The organism is Synechococcus sp. RC10B2, assembly GCF_047502635.1.
This window is the reverse complement of record NZ_JANSHO010000012.1, coordinates 62,600-80,370: the sequence shown is the minus strand read 5'-3', so window position 1 is coordinate 80,370 and position 17,771 is coordinate 62,600. Positions and strand designations below refer to the sequence as shown.

At 60.8% G+C, this 17,771-nt stretch carries 19 protein-coding genes; 11 read left to right on the top strand and 8 right to left on the bottom strand.

Annotated features, from left to right (window positions below; all coding sequences use genetic code 11):
- The first annotated feature begins 127 nt into the window (after positions 1 to 127).
- The 4 genes from NW855_RS02250 (at position 128) to apcD (ending at position 3,948) form a co-directional block, all read left to right on the top strand.
- Positions 128 to 853, top strand: a complete 726-nt coding sequence (locus tag NW855_RS02250; RefSeq protein ID WP_414402435.1) for an SDR family oxidoreductase — start codon at positions 128 to 130, stop codon at positions 851 to 853.
- Positions 854 to 976: 123 nt separating this feature from the next.
- Positions 977 to 1,666 carry a GTP cyclohydrolase I FolE gene (gene folE / locus NW855_RS02245; protein WP_414402434.1) on the top strand — a complete coding sequence of 230 codons (690 nt, stop codon included), beginning with the start codon at positions 977 to 979 and terminating at the stop codon, positions 1,664 to 1,666.
- Positions 1,667 to 2,036: 370 nt separating this feature from the next.
- Entirely contained in the window at positions 2,037 to 3,275 is a 1,239-nt protein-coding gene (locus tag NW855_RS02240) for a type IV pilus twitching motility protein PilT (RefSeq protein ID WP_414402442.1), read from the top strand.
- 187 nt (positions 3,276 to 3,462) lie between these two features.
- Positions 3,463 to 3,948, top strand: coding sequence for an allophycocyanin subunit alpha-B (apcD, locus tag NW855_RS02235; protein ID WP_011431562.1), 486 nt, complete (start codon positions 3,463 to 3,465; stop codon positions 3,946 to 3,948).
- A 66-nt stretch (positions 3,949 to 4,014) separates the two neighbouring features.
- Here the strand turns inward: apcD and NW855_RS02230 are convergent, their stop codons facing one another.
- Positions 4,015 to 4,695 (bottom strand): HEAT repeat domain-containing protein, encoded by a 681-nt coding sequence (locus NW855_RS02230; protein ID WP_099812700.1) that lies wholly within the window; start codon positions 4,693 to 4,695, stop codon positions 4,015 to 4,017.
- An 88-nt stretch (positions 4,696 to 4,783) separates the two neighbouring features.
- Here NW855_RS02230 and rpsO point away from each other — a divergent pair, with 88 nt between their 5' ends.
- Together rpsO and NW855_RS02220 are read left to right on the top strand one after the other, a co-directional pair.
- Positions 4,784 to 5,059, top strand: a complete 276-nt coding sequence (gene rpsO / locus NW855_RS02225; protein WP_011431560.1) for a 30S ribosomal protein S15 — start codon at positions 4,784 to 4,786, stop codon at positions 5,057 to 5,059.
- Positions 5,060 to 5,094: 35 nt separating this feature from the next.
- Entirely contained in the window at positions 5,095 to 5,529 is a 435-nt protein-coding gene (locus tag NW855_RS02220) for a PAM68 family protein (protein ID WP_011431559.1), read from the top strand.
- Between the two features lie 24 nt (positions 5,530 to 5,553).
- Here the strand turns inward: NW855_RS02220 and NW855_RS02215 are convergent, their stop codons facing one another.
- The 5 genes from NW855_RS02215 to NW855_RS02195 form a co-directional block, all read right to left on the bottom strand.
- On the bottom strand, positions 5,554 to 6,756 hold the full coding sequence (locus tag NW855_RS02215) for a carbohydrate ABC transporter permease (RefSeq protein ID WP_228375370.1): 1,203 nt from the start codon (positions 6,754 to 6,756) through the stop codon (positions 5,554 to 5,556).
- A gap of 101 nt (positions 6,757 to 6,857) precedes the next feature.
- Positions 6,858 to 8,225 (bottom strand): ABC transporter substrate-binding protein, encoded by a 1,368-nt coding sequence (locus tag NW855_RS02210; protein WP_414508296.1) that lies wholly within the window; start codon positions 8,223 to 8,225, stop codon positions 6,858 to 6,860.
- A gap of 135 nt (positions 8,226 to 8,360) precedes the next feature.
- Positions 8,361 to 10,013 (bottom strand): ABC transporter permease, encoded by a 1,653-nt coding sequence (locus NW855_RS02205; RefSeq protein ID WP_414508295.1) that lies wholly within the window; start codon positions 10,011 to 10,013, stop codon positions 8,361 to 8,363.
- 49 nt (positions 10,014 to 10,062) lie between these two features.
- Positions 10,063 to 11,067, bottom strand: a complete 1,005-nt coding sequence (locus NW855_RS02200) for an ABC transporter substrate-binding protein (protein ID WP_414402431.1) — start codon at positions 11,065 to 11,067, stop codon at positions 10,063 to 10,065.
- A 517-nt stretch (positions 11,068 to 11,584) separates the two neighbouring features.
- Positions 11,585 to 12,175 (bottom strand): thioredoxin family protein, encoded by a 591-nt coding sequence (locus tag NW855_RS02195; protein ID WP_011431553.1) that lies wholly within the window; start codon positions 12,173 to 12,175, stop codon positions 11,585 to 11,587.
- Positions 12,176 to 12,312: 137 nt separating this feature from the next.
- On the opposite strand from NW855_RS02195, the gene NW855_RS02190 reads away from it, so the two are divergent.
- From NW855_RS02190 to NW855_RS02180, 3 genes are all read left to right on the top strand, one after another.
- Positions 12,313 to 13,131, top strand: a complete 819-nt coding sequence (locus tag NW855_RS02190) for a TatD family hydrolase (RefSeq protein WP_228375368.1) — start codon at positions 12,313 to 12,315, stop codon at positions 13,129 to 13,131.
- A 124-nt stretch (positions 13,132 to 13,255) separates the two neighbouring features.
- Positions 13,256 to 15,775, top strand: coding sequence for a GAF domain-containing protein (locus NW855_RS02185; protein WP_414402430.1), 2,520 nt, complete (start codon positions 13,256 to 13,258; stop codon positions 15,773 to 15,775).
- Between the two features lie 4 nt (positions 15,776 to 15,779).
- The gene (locus NW855_RS02180; protein WP_414401432.1) at positions 15,780 to 16,160 is read left to right on the top strand and encodes a DUF309 domain-containing protein; all 381 of its coding nucleotides are present in this window, start codon (positions 15,780 to 15,782) and stop codon (positions 16,158 to 16,160) included.
- Between the two features lie 40 nt (positions 16,161 to 16,200).
- Here the strand turns inward: NW855_RS02180 and NW855_RS02175 are convergent, their stop codons facing one another.
- Together NW855_RS02175 and NW855_RS02170 are read right to left on the bottom strand one after the other, a co-directional pair.
- Complete coding sequence (locus NW855_RS02175) at positions 16,201 to 16,365, bottom strand: hypothetical protein (RefSeq protein WP_168173624.1); 165 nt, start codon at positions 16,363 to 16,365, stop codon at positions 16,201 to 16,203.
- Positions 16,366 to 16,404: 39 nt separating this feature from the next.
- Entirely contained in the window at positions 16,405 to 16,521 is a 117-nt protein-coding gene (locus tag NW855_RS02170) for a cytochrome b6-f complex subunit PetN (protein ID WP_240527309.1), read from the bottom strand.
- A 106-nt stretch (positions 16,522 to 16,627) separates the two neighbouring features.
- Here NW855_RS02170 and NW855_RS02165 point away from each other — a divergent pair, with 106 nt between their 5' ends.
- Both NW855_RS02165 and NW855_RS02160 read left to right on the top strand, forming a co-directional pair.
- Positions 16,628 to 16,873: a hypothetical protein gene (locus tag NW855_RS02165; RefSeq protein WP_049749597.1), complete on the top strand. Its 246-nt coding sequence runs from the start codon at positions 16,628 to 16,630 to the stop codon at positions 16,871 to 16,873.
- A gap of 154 nt (positions 16,874 to 17,027) precedes the next feature.
- Complete coding sequence (locus NW855_RS02160) at positions 17,028 to 17,600, top strand: SRPBCC family protein (RefSeq protein WP_414402855.1); 573 nt, start codon at positions 17,028 to 17,030, stop codon at positions 17,598 to 17,600.
- Positions 17,601 to 17,771 lie beyond the last annotated feature (171 nt).

The following is a 17,771-nucleotide window of genomic DNA, read 5'->3' as shown; positions in this document are numbered from 1 at the left end:
GATCGATGCCAGTCTTTCCTGTTTGCTTGGAGGGGCAGGCAGGAATTAGTGTTACACTGGGTTAACGAAGTTTCCCAGGCTCTGGTGGCGCTTATTCTCGACGGCGCATCCCAGAGTTTTATTGTGGATGAGTTTTGAGACCCAGTTTCCCGAACGTGCCCTGATTACGGGGGCCAGTCGAGGGATCGGCAAAGCAGTGGCCCTAGCCCTAGCTCGGCAGGGGGTGGCAGTTGCTCTGGTGGCCCGTTCCCATCCCGATTTGCTGGGGGTACAGGCGGAGATCCAGGCAAAGGGAGGAAAGGCGGAGGTTTTTCCCATCGACTTGGCCGACTTAAGAGCCCTGCCGCAGCGGTTGCAGGCTCTCCTGGATCAATTTGGTGTTTGTGATGTCTTGGTCAATAACGCCGGCATAGCCCATGTCGGGCCTTTGGCCACCTTATCTTTGTCCGATTGGCAGCGGGTGATCGACTTGAACCTGACGGCAGCTTTTCTCTGTGCCCAAGCCGTCCTGCCGGCGATGCGCCGGCAGCGCTGCGGCACGATTGTCAACATTATCTCCATTGCGGGCAAGCGAGCCTTTCCCAATTGGGGGGCTTACTGCGCCAGTAAGTTTGGCCTGCTGGGCTTTTCTCAAGCCCTGGCCGCAGAGGAACGGCAGCATGGCATTCGGGTGATCAGCCTGTGTCCCGGAGCTGTGGATACACCTCTTTGGGATACAGTTCAGGTCGATTTCGACCGTTCCAAAATGCTCTCGCCGGAGTGGGTGGCGGACTTGATTGCCCACATCGTTCGCCTGCCCAAGGGTGCCGTGGTGGAAGATCTGACCCTCATGCCGGCAGCAGGGGCCTTTTAGGCCGGGCTGGAGCTGGCTTTTCCTGTAACGGCCTTTGTGACTGAGCTTTTGAGGAGATCTGCCTGCACCGCCTCCCTCGACAAGTTCCTTCAACCCTTCGTTCAACCCAAGGAATATCCTGCTATGACTCTTGCCAAGCCTGGATCCGGTGCCGAGTTTCGACTCAACGACAAAGCCAACCTGAAGTCTCGCCTTGTCCGAGATCTGTCCCATGCGGCGGGGCAAGGGCCCGAGGGCTCAGAGAGCCTGGATCCGGCGATGGTAGCGGCAGTGGAGACGTTGCTGCGGGGAATTGGGGAGGAGCCGCAGCGGGAGGGCCTCAAGAAAACGCCGGAGCGGGTGGTGGCCGCCCTGAAATTTTTGACCAGCGGCTATCGGCAGTCCCTGGAAGATCTCATCAACGGCGCCATCTTCGACGAGGGCCACGACGAGATGGTGCTGCTGCGGGATATTACTTTGTTCAGCCTCTGCGAGCACCACCTCTTGCCCTTTATCGGCAAGGCCCATGTTGCCTACATCCCCCGCCAAAAGGTGGTGGGCCTGAGCAAGATCGCCCGCATTGTCGAGATGTACTCCCGCCGCCTGCAGGTTCAGGAGCGCCTTACCCGCCAGATCGCGGAAGCTTTGATGACCATGCTGGATCCCTATGGGGTGGGGGTGGTTATCGAGGCTACCCACATGTGCATGGTGATGCGGGGGGTGCAAAAGCCGGGCTCTTGGACGGTCACCAGCTCGATGGTGGGGGTGTTCCAGGAGGATCCCCGCACGCGGGAGGAGTTTTTGAGCCTCATTCGCCACCCGTCCAACCTTTAAGGATGCCGCGGCGCTTTGCCGGCAAGAAAGCTAATCCTCTGCTCTGGCTGGGCATACTAGCTTAAAATCGACGCAGATCCTGCCAGAAGCGAGGCCTGTTATGAGCGAGGTTAGCCCCGAAAATCAATTTCCCACCGACTTAGACTCCGGTTGGAAGCCGCCGACCCCGCCTGTTATCCAGCGCCCCGCGCGTGCGGCCGCGCAAGCGCCCTCGGCAGAACCCCCAACCCAGCTAGATCCGGTGCTGGGCAGGGCTGCTCCTCCCCCTGTCGGGAGCGGATCCCGTCCTGTCCCCAGCGCCCCCAAGCCCATCTTGGGCCGGCCCGTCCCCCCAGATGTGGCCGTCGCCCCCCCGCAGACGCCGGTGCCCATGCCGGGCCCTGCCACTCCCCCGCAGATGTCTCCGCCCCCTCCAGCTCCTGCTGCCCGGCCTCAGGTGTCTCCCCCCAGCCCCAGTTCGGCTGCTCCGCCTTTTGGGCCGCCGGCTCGCCCCACGGCTGCTGGACGGATCCCGGTGGCCGCCGCTGCTCCTAAGTCTGCCCCCGCTGGACCGACGCTGCGCCAACTGGTGCAGGAAGCCTACGAAAAAGGCTACTCGGATATTCACCTGGGGGTGGGAGAGGTGCCCCGTTTCCGGGATCGGGGGCAAATTGTGATAGGCAACTACCCGGTCACCACCACCGAGGTGTTCTATAGCTGGCTGCGGGAAAGCCTGCCGGAGAACCAAATCCGCCAGTTTGAGGAGTGCCTGGAGCTGGATACCGCTATCCAGTACGAGGGCTTGGTGCGCTGCCGGGTTAACTGCTTTGTTTCTCTGCTAGGGCCTGCCATGGTGCTGCGCCTGATCCCGCTCAAGATCTTGACGCTGGAGCAGTTGCGGGCGCCGGAGGTGCTCAAGCGCATTGCCGAGGAGCACAAGGGCCTGGTACTGGTGACAGGCCCCACCGGCTCCGGGAAGTCCACAACCCTGGCGGCGATGGTGGACTACATCAACTCCAACTTTGCTAAGCACATCATCTCGATTGAGGATCCCATCGAGTTCGTCCACCAGAGTAAGAAATCGCTGGTGCGGCAGCGGGAGGTCGGCATCCACACCCTGGAGTTTGCCAACGCCCTCAAGGCTTCGCTGCGGGAAGATCCGGACATCATCCTCATCGGGGAGATGCGGGATCGCGAAACCGTGGATACGGCTCTCAAGGCCGGCCAGACGGGCCACCTGGTGTTTGGAACCCTGCACACCAACAGCGCCGTCCGCACCATCGAGCGTCTCTTGGGGATCTACCGGCCAGAGGAGCAGGAGCCAATGCGTCTGCAACTGGCCGAGACTCTAGTAGCAATTATTGCCCAGACGCTGGTGCGCACCACCGACGGCAAGCGCACCGCTGCCCACGAGATTATGCGCAACACCGATGCCATCCGCGACTACATCAAACGGGGTGCCGTGGACGAGATCGAGGAGCTGATTGCCGACGGCTCCTACGAGGGGATGTGTACCATGAACCAGTCGCTGTTTCGGCTCTACCAAGAGGGGCGCATTACAGAGGAGGTGTGTCTGGAGGCGGCTCCGCGGCGCAACGAGATGGCCCAATGGCTGCGGGGGCGCATCTGAGGTCGCTGCCCCGCAGGGTGGGTGCTTGAGGGAAAGCTCGCCCTATCCTAAACTGAGAGCAAGCGGCAAGGCTGGCTTTCTGGGCCATATTCTCATCTCCTGAGCCGAGCTTTGGCTTGCGGGATGGGTGCCGGATTGGTGAACAAATTGAATTGAAAGCAAGTTAGCAAACAGGAGAATTCCTACCGTGAGCGTGATCAACCAGATCATCGAGACCGCGGACGACCAACTGCGCTATCTCTCCGTCAGCGAACTGCAAGCTATCAAAGATTACATGAGCAGCGGCGAGAAGCGTTTGCAGATCGCTCAGGTGTTAACTGAGAACAAAAAACGCATTATCGATCAGGCGCAGAAGCAGCTATTTGCCAAGCGACCCGAATACATACAACCCGGCGGCAATGCCTACGGCGAAAAGCGCTATAACCAGTGCCTGCGGGACTACGACTGGTATCTCCGCCTGGTGACCTATGGCATCATTGCCGGCAGCAAAGAGCCGATCGAGTCCATCGGCTTGATAGGGGTGCGGGAGATGTACAATGCCCTCAACGTGCCCATTGCCGGTATGATCGATGCGATCGTGTTCTTGAAGGAAGCAGCCCTCAGCCTGCTGGATCCGGACTCCGCCGCCGAGGCTGCCCCCTATTTCGACTACATCATCAATGCCATGAGCTAGCTCGCCTCTCTTGAGGAGGGAGGCCGGTCTGGGCGGTGGAGAGGCAAGCTTTGGTGGTCTTGCTGCCTACAGAGATGCCAGGGCGGTGCGGGCGTGGGCGGCCACCTGCTCTTGGGGATCCTGGGCCAGCCGGGTTAGGCCGGGGCGGGCGGCTTCGGTGCCGAGCTGGGCTAGAGCAATGCAGACGCGGTAGCGCAACTGCCAATCGTCCGAATCGATGAGGGGCTCCAAATGGGGGATGGCCCGCGGATCCCCTAGATCTCCCAGGGCAGCGGCAGCGGCTGTTGTTAGCAGCTCGTCTCCTTCCTGTAAAACCTGCACTAGGGTGTCGAAGGCGGCGGGGTTGCCCAGCTCGCCCAGCGCGGCGACAATGCTAAAGCGCACCAGCCACTCCGTCTCTCGCCGGTAAGCCTCTAGCAGATCGTCTAGGGCCTGTGGCTGCTTCAGATCCCCCAGGGCGGCGGCGGCGGCAGCCCGCACATCGAACTCGGGGTCCTCTCGCAAAAACTGTCGCAGAATCGGCAAAAGGGCAGCCGGGTCGACACCTGCGCCGGAGAGCGTGCCCAATTGGCTAATGGCGGCATAGCGGACGCGGGCATTCTCGTCGGTTACAGCTCGCTGCAACAGCGTCAAGGCTTCGGTCGCGGGGAGCTCTCTGGCCTTGTTGACGGCGCGCAGCCGATCCCCCAAGTTCTGAGAGCTCAACAGCTCCAGCAAGGCCGGCAGATCCCCAGAAGTTGTCGTCATCTCCTTTTCTCCCCCTAACCCGGCTATAGCAAAGGACGAAAAGCCGATGTTATCATTCTGAGGCAGTGCATCCAGTTTTTGTGAACTTATGGCCTTACTGCAGCAAGAGAAGCAGGAGATTATCGAGACCTACCGACTTCACGACACTGACACCGGCTCTGCCGAGGTACAAGTTGCTCTTCTAACCAGCCGTATCAACCAACTCTCGCAGCACCTTCAGAAAAACCCGAAAGATTTCAACTCGCGCCGCGGCCTAATGATGATGATCGGTCGGCGTAAGCGGCTGCTCAACTACATTGCCAAACGTTCTCCCGACCGCTTCCGGGAGCTGGCCGAACGGTTGAACATTCGGGTGAAAAAGTAGGCAGCTAGCTAAATCACTGTCGGAGAGCTACCTTCGTGGGCAAGTCCAGCCGCTATTCCAAAGCCTCCCGCCGCCGCTCCAGCTCTACCCCTGCTCAGGTGGAGACGCAACCGACCCAAAGAGAGCCGGTTGCTGTCATTCCCCCTGAGGTCAGCCGGCGTATGGTGCGGCGGATCTTGGTCTTTTCCGGGATCCCTTCTGGCCTTGGCTTGAGCAGCTTTTTTGTCAATTACTATCTCTTAACCAACCATGTGATAGCCCTGCCCCCCTACTTTACTTTGGTGGAGTCGCTGGCCTTTTTCGGCCTTGGCTTTTTGGGCATTAGCTACGGCGTGTTCTCGGCTTCTTGGGATCCAGAGCCGGGATCCCTGCTGGGGATTGACGAGTTCCGCCGCAACCTAGGCAATGTTTTCAAGCAATGGCGCGAGTTGTCTGACCCTTCTAAGCCGTCGGAAGCTGACGAATCCTAGATTTTGCTCTCTCCCCCAGCCCCGTTATCCCCCATACGTTACATTCCGCTCGGTGGTGCGGAATTGCAGGATCGTCAGGCCCACCACAATTAAGAAGAGCACAATGGATTGGGCGGCTGCCCTGCCCAAATTGCCTGACGATACGCCAATCTTGTAGATCTCGTACATCAACACCGAGGTGGATCCGGAAGGGCCGCCGGCAGTCAGCAAATCAATGGTGCCGAAAATATCGAAAAAGGCGTAGGTCATGTTGGTGATCACCAAAAAGAAGGTGATGGGGGAAAGCAGCGGTAGAGTGATGGAAAAGAAGCGGCGAAGGGCCCCCGCCCCATCGATGGCAGCCGCCTCCTGCAAATCTTTAGGCAGGTTTTGCAGCCCAGCCAGATAAAACAAAATGTTGTAGCCCATTTGCTTCCAAACGCTGGCAAAGATCACCACCCAAGGGGCTAAATTGGGATCGCTCAGCCAGTTCAAACGTGGGATCCCTACTAACCCCAGCAAGTAGTTGGCTACGCCGCCCAAGGGGTTGAAGATAATGAAAAAGATGATACCGGCCACTGCTGGCGAAATGGCGTAGGGCCAGATCAGCAAGATGCGATAGATTGCCGCCCCGCGGATGGGCTGGTAGGCCAGCGTGGCAATCAACAGGGATCCGCTCAGCCCCAACACCACGATGGCCGCCGAAATGGCGAAGGTAATCCCCAGGCTGCGCAGATAGGTGGCATCCGTCAGCAGAGCGGTAAAGTTGTCCACACAGACGAAGCGGCTGCGCGGCGCGCCCACAAAGGTGAGCAGGGTGGAGAGGCGCAGGGTATCCAGCCCTGGATAGTAGAGAAACACCACCAAAATGGCGAAGGTGGGCAACAAGAGCAGCCAGGCCAGCCACCCCTGCTTGAAGATACCCCTCTCTTGGGGAGCTGCACTGGGGATCCCCAGGCGGCGCTCCCGCTCCTTGCGGATCCAGGCCAGCAGCGGCCAGAGGGGGATGGCCATGCCCGCCAGCACCAACCCCACGCCAAAAGCGAGGTCGATGGCCTTGCGCTCCGGCTCAAAGGTGCAAAAATCCAGCGGCACCATGAAGATCAGGGATCCCAACCCTCCTGCCAGCCCCCCCAGAGCCGCCCCCAGCAGCACAGGCCGCTCGATGCGCCGAAAACGGGATCCCACCCAGAGGGCCCCCGACAACCCCGCCAGCAGCGGCAGCAGCACTTGGATCCATTTCCCCATGTTCTCTCTCCCATCCAACCTTGCAAAAGCCAAAAAGGGGCAGGCCGCCGCCCACCCCCCATCCTCAGATTTTGCTTTGCTGTAGCCCAGCTCCTGACCAATTACTGATAGAGGGAGTTGTACTCGGCCAGAAGCCGGTTGGCAGTCTCGTTGGCCCTGGCCATGGCTTGGGCCGGATCCCCGCCCTTGAGCATGAGATCTTCCATGGTCTGGGTTACCACATTGCGAATCTCAGGAAAGGCTCCCAGCAACGCCCCACGGGTGGCAGGAGTGACCTTGGAGTTGTTGATTTGGTCGATAGCAGTGAAGAAGTTGGGGTTTTCCTTGAACCAGCCCTGCGACTCCAGCAAGGCTACCGAGCTTTTGCGAATGGGCAGATAGCCGGTCACTTGGTGCCATTCGGCAGCATTTTCGGTGTTATTCAGCCACAACATGAAGGTCAGCGCCCCCTCTTCCACCTCTTTGGGCAGACCCTTCACCAACCAAAGGCTGGCGCCCCCGATCAAGTTCCCCGTCCAACCCTTGTCGGCGTTGTAGGGCATGCGGGTGGTGACCAGCTCGATGTTGTTCTGCTTGGCGGCGTTGGTGATGTTGGCCGCGTCGGCGCTGCTGGTGATGGCCATGGCGACGGTGCCGGTTTGGATGGCTTGCTCCGTGGCCGCCCAATCGCGCTGCTTGCCGCTGTAGATGTAGTAGCCTTTGTCATACATCCCTTTCCACCAGGTGGCGATAGCCACCGAGGGCTGCGAGTCCAAAAAGACCTGGGTGGCCCGGGCGGCACGGCCATTTTCGTTGTTGGCCAAGAGAGCATCTTGCTGCGCCATCCACTGCTCGTAAAACCAGCCGTGGTTGGGCCAGGTGACGCACCCCTGGGGAGCGTCGGGAAGCGCCATGATCTTCTCACAGGCGGCTTCTAGCTCCTGCCAGGTGGCCGGCGGCTTCTCGATCCCGGCCTTCTTCAAAATGGCGGTGTTGGAGTAGAGGATGGGGCTGGAGCTGTTCCAGGGCATGGAGGTGAACTTGCCATCCAGGGTGTAGTAGCTCACCACCGGCTCGATAAAATCCTCGAAGTTCACCGGGATCCCGTTCACTTCGGTGCGGTTGCCCAGCGCCTCGGCGATGGACTTGAAGTAGCCGAAATCCCGTGCCCGTTGGGTGCCCACCTCAAACCACTGCACCACTGCCGGAGCGGCTTTTTGTTGAATAGCGAGGTCGGTGGCCTGTTGAATTTCTTCGTAGTTGCCGTAGCCCTCAACAGTTACATTGTATTGAGGAAATTGCTTGTTGAACTCTGCCGCCTTTTGACGGGCCCAATCGAGACGGTTATCGGTAAAGGCAATCCAAACTTTGACGTTGGCAGGAGACTGGGCAAAGCTGTCAGCAGCCAGGAAGGCAGCACCAGCGGCAGCCGCCAGGCCGGCCAGAGCAGCCAGGAAAGTCCGACGGGTATTCATAAAATGCAGTCGCATCCACTAAGGGCAGGACTGATACTAGCGCAGCGACATTAAGAGCAGGTTATAAACCGGGGATCCTGAAGGGGCAACCCATCCGTCGCACCACCACCATCGACCCCCATCCGTGAAGGATCTGGTGGGATCCCCTGCTTAAGGCTGCCCAACCTGCCGCCGCAGCGCCTGGATCCCGGCAGCCAAGCCAAAGAGAACGAGTACCAGCAGGGTGCTCAGAGCTGCTGCCTGGTGGGTGTAGCCCCCCTGTTGCAAGCCAAAGATGAGCCACCCAAAGGTTTCTGAGCGGGAGGTGACCAAGAGGGCGGAGAGGGTCAGCTCGGCAAAAGATTGCAAAAACACCAGCAACACCGCTGCTGTCAAGGCCGGTGCCAGCAGGGGCAGCAGGATGTAGCGAAAAGTTTGCAGCAGGGAGGCCCCGTCGATGCTGGCCGCCTCCTCCAGGCTGGTGTCCAGGCTGCGCCAAGCAGCTTGCATCGGTTGCAGCGCCAGGGCCAAGAACCGCCCCAAGTAGGCCATCAGGATCAGCCACAGGGTGCCGTAGAGGCTCAGCCCCGGCAGGGGAGGGGGCAACCACACCAAAATGAGGGACAACGCAAAAATCAGGCCCGGCAGGGCATAGGGCAAGTCCACAATGAAGCTGAGCAGCGCCAGCAGCCGTGCTTTCAGCCGGGTCAGGGCGTAGCCCAAGATCGTCGCCATCCCGCTGCAGAGCAGCGCTGCTCCTCCCGCCAAACCCAAACTGTGCAGCGTGGCGCGGCGGACCCGCTCCAGCTCAAACAGAACCAGCCGGAAATGCTCCAGCGTCAGGTTAGACCAGACCAAGGGCAGGCCATAGGCCCGCAGCAGGGCAGTTGCAGCCATGGCCAGCAAAGGCCCAAGGATGACCAGCAAGGCTGCGGCAAAGAGGATCCCGCTGAGCAGCCAACCCAGCCAGCCCAAGCGATAGGGATCCGGAGGGGCCTCGCCCGGATCCAGCCCCGCCTGAGGCTGCTGTGACCAGGCCAAAAAGAAGAGGGCCGGCAGGCCAAAGAGCAACGCCAGCGCCGCGCTGCGCCCAAACCCATCCCCGCCGAAGTTGATCACCTCTTGGTACAGCAGGGTGGGCAAAGTCAGGTAGCGTCCTGGGATCCCCAGCAAGGCCGGGATCCCGAAATTGCCCCAGGCCCCCAAGAAGGCCAGCGCCGCTGCTGCCGCCACAGAGGGCCGCAACAGGGGCAGCGTGATGAAGAGCCAAACCTGCAGCAGGTTGGCCCCATCCAGTTGGGCCGCCTCCTGAGCTTGCTTGGAGAGCCGGCTCAAGCCCGCCACCAGCGTCAGGTAGGCAATTGGCAGCACAAAAAGAGCCAGCAGCAGGATGATCCCCCCCGGCGTGTAGAGGCTCCACAGGGATCCCTGACCCCCCAAAATCCAGCGCAGCCCCTGCTGCAAATAGCCCACCGGCCCGGCCCATTGGATCCAGGCCAAGGCCAAAACCTGGGGCGGAATCACCAGAGGAGACAAAAAGAGCAGCCGTAGGATCCCGCGGCCCGGCAGATCCGTCTGGGTGGTGAGCACCGCCAGCAGCAGAGCGGCCCCAAGAGCCAGCGCCGCTGAGGCCGCGGACACCCAAAGGCTATGGCGTAGCGCCAGATGGACGCGAGGCGTTTCCAGCAACCAGCGGATGTTCTCACCTTCGCCGCCCAAGGCCCGCTGCAGCAGCCTCCAGAGGGGATAGACGTGGGTCAGAGTCACAAGGGCGGCTACAGCCACCAGCCAGGGGATAATGGGGTGCCTCAACCCTTTGCTCAAGTCCTTCCACCGCAAGACTTGGCCAGCGTCTGGCCAGCTTGATGTCAACCTATTCCCCAAACAACTTGGCAAAGCGAGCCTTGTCGGCCTCGCGGCTCTCGGCCAACTCCGTCGCCGGCACGCTTAAGATCTTCAGCTCGCTCAAGGCGGGGAACCCTTTCGGAGGTGTGACATCCTGCCGCAGTGGCATATAGCCCATCCCTGCAGCAACCTCCTGCCCCTTCTGAGACAGCAAGAAGTCCACAAAAGCCTGGGCAGCTTCCAGGTTGGGCGTTCCTTTTACAATTCCCACCGGCTCTGTAATCAATGGCACACCCTCCTTGGGATAGACCACCTCCACTGGGGATCCCTCGTTGCGGCTGCGAATGGCAAGAAAGTCCACCACCATGCCGTAGCTCTGTTCGCCACTGGCGACGTTGCGGGCGACAGCGCCATTGCCCTGCACCAGCACCGTTTTGTTCTTTTTCAGGGCTTCGTACCACTCCCAGCCCAGGCCGGGGGTGCGTGTGATCACCCCCAAATTGTAGGCGGCAGCACCCGAATAGGTGGGGCTGGGCATCACCAGTTGGCCTTCCGGAACCTGGGCTAGGGCCGCCCAGCTATCCACGGGCTGGGCTTTGGCCGTGTTGTAAACGATCACCGTGGCCAGGATCTTGGTGCCGAAATAGTGGCAGTCTGGATCGTAGTAGGTGGCGGCGATGGCCTTGGCTTCAGGGCTGCAGTAGGGCTCCAGCAAATTGCGGGATTTCAGCAACTCAAAAGTAGGCGCATCGGCCACCAGCAGCACATCAGCCTGGGGACTACCCTTTTCGGCTTCCAGCAAAAAGCGGCTGATCACCTCCTCGGTGCCGGAGCGAAAGATCTCCACCGAAACCTCTGGATAAACTTCCCGAAACGCAGCCACGGTTTTCTGAGCATCTGCATCGGGTTGGGAAGTGTACAAACGCAAGGTGCCGGACGGCTTGGCCCAGGCTGGGTTCAGGGATCCCCACCCAAGGGGCTGGGCAAAAACCAGGCTCCAGAGTACCGCCAACAAAGGTAGAGGACGCTTCATCGTTTTCCCTCGCTTGAGAGCTTGACCTGGACTCCGCTACCAACTTGCCAAAGGCAAAGGCATTTTCGGATTTCAGATCGCGTCCAGATCGCGACAGTGAAAATCCACTTCGACCTTCGCCCCCTGCAATTTTTGCCTTTGGCAAGAGTCAGCCATCGCTAAACTACCCCAGGAAGATTAACCCGAGGTTATCTCTGGATTCATCGAGGATGTTGAGATTCTCCCCGCGGCTACAGCTTGCCTTTGGAGTCCTTTCCGGTTTGTCAGAGTTAGTTCTGCGCCCTGGGCTACCCAGAACTTGCGGCTGATGCCGCAGCCCCCTGGGAGAGGGGAAAACCCTGGGCGCCGCCGCAGGCAAAAACCCTAGCTTCAAGGCCTGCAGCCTGCTGGCACAAAGGAACCCGGAACTGCCCTGGCTACTTTTTCCGCAGATTCCCCCAAGCCCACCCCTACTAGAGGCGCCCGGCGGGCTTGGCTGGCCGGTCGGCTCAGGCTTTCCCAAGGGTTGCTGGCGAATTTAGGCTTGCTTGAAATAGTCGGGCTCATTGCCGGGTTTCCACTTGATGTTGCAGCCGAGGCTGGGCTTTTGGTCGGGATCGATGGGCTTGCCCGCCAGCAGGTTATCCAGCGCCGCCCGCAAATCTTTGCCCGTCACCGGCACATCCGGCAGGCTGGGGCGGCTGTCGTCCAGTTGGCCGCGGTACACCAGCTTGCGCTCCGCGTCGAACAAGAAAAAGTCGGGGGTGCAGGCCGCCGTGAAGGCCTTGGCCACCTCTTGGCTTTCGTCGTAGCAAAACGGGAAGGTGAAGCCCAAGGTCTCGGCCATCTTCTTCAGGTTCTCGGGGCTGTCGTCGGGGTATTTCTCCACGTCGTTGGCGCTGATGGCTACAATGCCGACGCCGCGATCCTTATAATCTCTGCCAATGCGGGCCAGCTCCTCTTGCACATGCTTCACATAGGGGCAGTGCTGGCAAATAAACATCACCAACAGGGCCGGCTTGTCGGCAAAGGTGGAGAGGGAAATGGTTTGGCCGCTCACCACATCGGGCAGGCTGAAGTCAGGGGCAGGGGTGCCCAGAGGCAACATGGTCGAGGGAGTACGGGCCATAGCAAACCTCCAGCGTAAGGTTTCCTCAATCATCATGGATCATCCTGCTCCTCCCGCAGCAGCCCCCACCCCAAGCAGGCCGGGAACCGCTTTTACAATTGGATAGAGTCCGCAACATTTGGTTCGGGAGCTGAGCCTTGAGCACCGCCGTCTTGCCCGCTGCCCCCCTCGTGGATACCCACGTCCACTTGAACTATCCCGATTTTGCCGAAGATCTGCCGCAGGTGGCCGAGCGCTGGCGCCAGGCCGGGATCCAGCAACTGGTGCACTCCTGCGTAACGCCGGCGGAGTTTCCCCAATTGCAGGCCATTGCCGACCAGTATCCGGAGGTGTTTTTGTCGGTGGGGCTGCACCCTCTGGAGGCGCGCCAGTGGCAGCCGGATCTGGCCGAAAAGATCGCCCAGTTGGCCGCCGGCGACCCCCGAGTGGTGGCCATTGGGGAGACAGGCCTAGATTTCTACAAGTCCGACCCGGCCGATGTGGAGCGGCAAACAGAATCCTTCCGCGCCCACATTGCCCTTGCCCAGGAGCAGGATTTGGCCCTGATCGTCCATTGCCGCGAGGCGGCAGCAGCCACCTACGAGATTTTGAGGGAGGCCATGGCTGCCAGGGGGCCGCTGCGGGCGGTGATGCACTGCTGGAGCGGATCCCCGGAGGAGACGCGACTGTTTGTGGAGCTGGGCTGCTTCATCAGCTTTAGCGGCATCGTCACCTTTAAGAACGCTGAGACGGTGCGCCGCTCGGCCCAGGAGGTGCCTCTGTCCCAGCTTCTGGTGGAAACCGATTGCCCTTTCCTGGCCCCCACCCCCTTCCGCGGCAAGCGCAACGAGCCGGCCCATGTGCAGCGGGTGGCCCAAACCCTGGCGGAGCTGTTGCAGATCCCCTTGCAAGACCTGGCCCGACAGACCAGCCAAAATGCCGCCCGCCTCTTCCGCCTGCCTCAGCCCCCCTTGTGAAGAAGGGTGGAGAACTTTTGGCATTTTTTAAGCTTTTTACTTGGGGCTCTCTAACTTCCCGGCAGGGGGCGCTATCGTGAAAGAGGAGGTGTAGCTTCCAATACTTTTGCACTCCCCTATAGCTATGGAAACCTTGGCCCCTGCAGCCTGCGCCAGCCGGGATGTCCTCATCAACCGCATTACCCACCAGATCCGGCAATCCCTGGAGCTGGATCAGATCCTGAGGGCAACGGTGGAGGAGGTGCGCGCCTTTTTGGGCACGGATCGGGTCAAGGTATACCGCTTCGACCCGGAAGGCCATGGGACGGTGGTGGCGGAAGCCCGACAAGCCGAGCGGTTGCCCTCCCTCTTGGGCCTATCGTTTCCGGCGGGGGATATCCCAGAAGAGGCGCGGCAGCTGTTTCGCCTGGCCCAGGTGCGGGTGATCGTGGATGTGGAGGCCCAGACCCGCTTCCTCAGCCAGCCGGAGTCGCTGGGCCGCTTTGCCCAGGCCCGGCCTTTGCCCCTGGGCGAGGTGCCGCAGCGGCTGGTGGATCCCTGCCATGCCCACTACCTCAAGTGCATGGGGGTGGCCTCCTCCCTGGTGGTACCCCTCCTGCATCACCAGCAGTTGTGGGGGCTCTTGGTCTCCCACCACGCCGAGCCCCGCTCCTACTCTGCCGAAGAGCTGCAGGTGGTGCAGTTGGTGGCGGATCAGGTGTCGATTGCCATTGCCCAGGCGGAATTGCTGGAGCAGGCGCGGCAAAAGGCGCAGCAGGAACGTTTGATTAACCAAATTGCGGCGCTGGTGTACTCGCCGCTCCACCCCGAGACCACCTTGACCACTGTGCTGGAGCAGCTTACCGCCGGCCTCCAAGGGATCGGGGCGCGGCTGCGCATCCGGTTCCTGGGCCTGGACACCCTCTGCCACCATGGGATCCAGCCGCCGGCAGGCTACGACGCCTGGCTGCAGGAGCAGGTGGGAAGGCCCAAGACAGCAGGAAACGGGGTGAAGACGTGGTCGCTTTCCCAGTTGGAGAAGTGGCCAGAACTGCAGGCCCAGCTGCAGCAGACGCCCATTCGCGGGCTGCTGGCGGTGCCGCTGGTTTGGAACGAGCAGCTGGTGGGCTGGCTGAGCGTCTTTCGCGGCGCCCTCTGCCAAGAGACCCACTGGGCCGGCTACCGCTGGCCCGCCCAAGGGGAAGGTGGGGAGGATCCCCGTCAAGAACTGCCGTTGATCTCCTTTGCCGCTTGGCGAGAGCTGAAAGTTGACGAGCCCAAGGCCTGGTCGGCCGCGGAGCTGGAGCTGGTCGGCCGCGCTGCGGTGCACCTGGCCCTGTCGATTGCGCAAAACCAGCTCTACCGGCAGTTGCAAGATCTCAACGCCCGTCTGGAGCACGAGGTAGAGGAGCGGACGGCGGCCCTGCAGCGCTCTTTGGCCATGGATGCCCTCTTGCAGCGGGTTACCGACCAGGTGCGCAGCAGCCTAGACGAAGCCCAGATCCTGCGGGCGGTGGTGCAGGAGTTGGCGCTGGGGCTGCCCATCCAAGGCTGCGATCTCTGCCTCTACGAGGGAGCAGCCGGCCAGGCCACCGTGCGCTATGAATACACCGCCGCCCTGCCGCCCGCCGGCGGGATCACCCTAACCCTGGCCGACTACCCAGATCTCTACCGACAACTGCAAAGGGGGCAGGCGGCGCAACTGTGCCATCTGCCGGGGCAAAGCTGGATCCCACGGCGGGAAGGGCTGACGCTTTTGGTTTGCCCGCTGCGGGATGACCAGGGGGCGTTGGGCGATCTGTGGTTGGCCAAGGCGGCAGCCGAGTGCTTTGATACCCTGGAGATGCAGGTGGTACAGCAGGTAGCGGATCACTGTGCCATCGCCATCCGCCAGGCTCGCCTCTACCAGGCCTCGGTGCAACAAATCAGCGAGCTGAAGCGCCTCAACTGCCTCAAAGATGATTTTTTAAGCACCGTCTCCCACGAGCTGCGCACCCCCATCACCAACATGAAAATGGCCATCCAACTGCTGAAAATGGCCCGCACCCCCCAAAAACGGGAGCAATATCTGCAAATCCTAGAGCAGGAGTGCGAGCGCGAGGCGGAATTGATCAACGATCTGCTGGATCTGCAGCGGTTGGAGCAGGGATCCAAACCCCTTCATCTTGAAGAAGTGTCCCTGGCCGCCTGGCTGCCCACTGTGCTGCAGCCCTTTGTGCAGCGGGCCGAGGCCAATCAGCAACAGTTGCAGTGGCAGATTGACCCGAAGGTGGGCAAGGTGGTGACGGATCAGGCCGCCTTGACGCGGGTGGTACAGGAGCTGGTCAACAACGCCTGCAAGTACACCCCGCCTCAGCACCGCATCACGGTGACGGCGCGCCGCCTCAGCCCTGAACAAGTGCAAATTCGGGTGGTCAACGAGGGGGTGGAGATTCCCCGCAGCGAGTGGGAGCGCATCTTCGAGAAGTTCTACCGCATCCCCAGCGGGGATCCCTGGAAGCGGGGCGGCACCGGCCTGGGGCTGGCTTTGGTTAAGCAGTGGATGCAGCGGCTGGGGGGCAGCGTCTCGGTGGAGAGTTCTCAAGGCAAAACCTGCTTTACCCTGGTGCTGCCGCAGGGATCCCTGCCTGTGCAGACCTCACCCCTAGCCCACAACTGTGCCTAGCCACATGAGCAATGCCCACTCAGAAGCGTTGCGTTTGGCCGCCGAGCAGTTTAACCGGGGGGAATTCTACGCCTGCCACGACACCCTGGAGGCCCTGTGGATGGAAGCGGTGGATCCGGAGCGGCGCTTCTACCAGGGGCTGTTGCAAACCGCCGTGGCCTACTACCACCTGCAAAACGGCAACCGCCGCGGCTGCATGATCCTGCTGGGGGAGGCCAACCGCAAGCTGGCCGACTTTCTGCCCACCTACGCTGGCTACAACCTGCAAGCTCTCTGGGAAGCCAACCAGAGCCTCCTGCAAGAGCTCTCTTGCCTCCAGCCTGAGGATCCCTTGCCCCCGGTAGCCTCTCCTACTCTGAGGGTTGTTGGCGGTAAGCCCGATTGAGATGAGAAACTTCTTGGCCCCTCTCCCAGAACCCCAGGAGCTAGCGACGCTTGGAGCGGCGAGCCTGCCGTTCTGCCTCGTTGCGCCGCCGCCGATCCCGCCAGTCGATAAAGGTGATGTAGCCAACGCCCACCGTTACAGCCGTCAAGAGCAAAAAGATGCTCCCATACGCAAGGCGGGCCACCCAGGGCAAGTCGGTTTCCATAGAGCCAGAGGTAGCGAAGGACAAGGGGGATGCTTGGGGCTACATGCCGTTACGGCCCCAAACCACGAAGGCAATGGAAAGGGCGAAGAAAGCCGCAACGGCAACCCAGCCAAAGGTGATGATGTCCATAGGTCTAGCCAAGCAAAGAAGGCTCATCGGGGTGATCCCATTTTACGGGATGGGATCCCCGGCGCATCTACAACAGGGCTCGACTGGGTAGATTAAGGTCAGAGGCCAAAACCCAAGCCAAAGGGAGGACGCGATGGTACTGGACACATTGCCGCTGGTTGCCGCTGTAGCCATCGCCATTTTTATGCTGGTTTTTTGGGTGCGGGTGGTTCGAGAGGCCATCTGGACAACGGTGGGGATTGTAATCATCTTGGCCGTGTTGTACGTGGTCTTTAGAATTGGCCCGCGGCAGGTGCTGCAGGAGTTGCGGGATCCCTTTGCCCTTCTAGAACAGGTTTGGCAGGTGATCGTCGGTTGGTTCCAGGCCCTTCTCCCCTAGAGTTCGTTATCTGCTATACAGTTCCCTGATACAATAGAAAACACAGGGGGGCAGCCTATTGGAACTGCTGGCGAATGGTTTGTCCAGTCAAAAATCGATTCCCTCTCCGGTTTCCGCACTGCTCTACAGCACCTACGCGACTGAAGTTCTCGCCATGCCTTCTGACCCTGAATGGGATCCCCAAGACCCCACCCCAGAAGATGGGATCCCCATTCCTGCTGGCGTCAGCGGGACGGAGTCCTCAGACATCCAGGTGGAGGTGGAGGATTTGGGGGAGCGCCGCCGCCAAGTGCGAGGTCGCGTCCTGATCCCGGTGGAGCGGCAGCGGGTTTGGCAGGTTTTAACCGATTACGACCATCTGGCGGAGTTTGTGCCCAACTTGGTGGAAAGCCGCTTCCTCGGCAGCGAGAACGGCCGCAAGCTGGTACGCCAGGTGGGATCCCAAAAGGTTCTCTTTGCCCGCTTTTCGGCGGCAGTGGTGCTGGCCATTGAGGAAATCTTTCCCCACCAGCTTCGCTTCCAAGAAATAGAGGGGGACTTTCTCCTTTTCGAGGGGTTTTGGGAGCTGGCCGAGTGGCTAAACCAGCAAACTTTGCTCACCTACCACCTGCAGGTGAAGCCGCCGCGCCGCATGCCGGTCGGCCTGGTGGAACGGCGCATCTGCCGAGACTTGGCCTTCAATCTCCAGGCCATTCGGGAGCGCTGCCTGAGTTTATACTCCCAATAGGGCGTGCCATCCCTCACCCCCAGCCCCTCTCCCAAAGGGACGTCCCTCACCCCCAGCCCCTCTCCCTTTGGGAGAGGGGAGCTATGCGGCAACCTGATTTGTTGGACATTCGCGGTTTGCATTTGCCGGCTGGGATCCCAGCTCATCGCAGCAGCCTGGCAGCCCCCCACT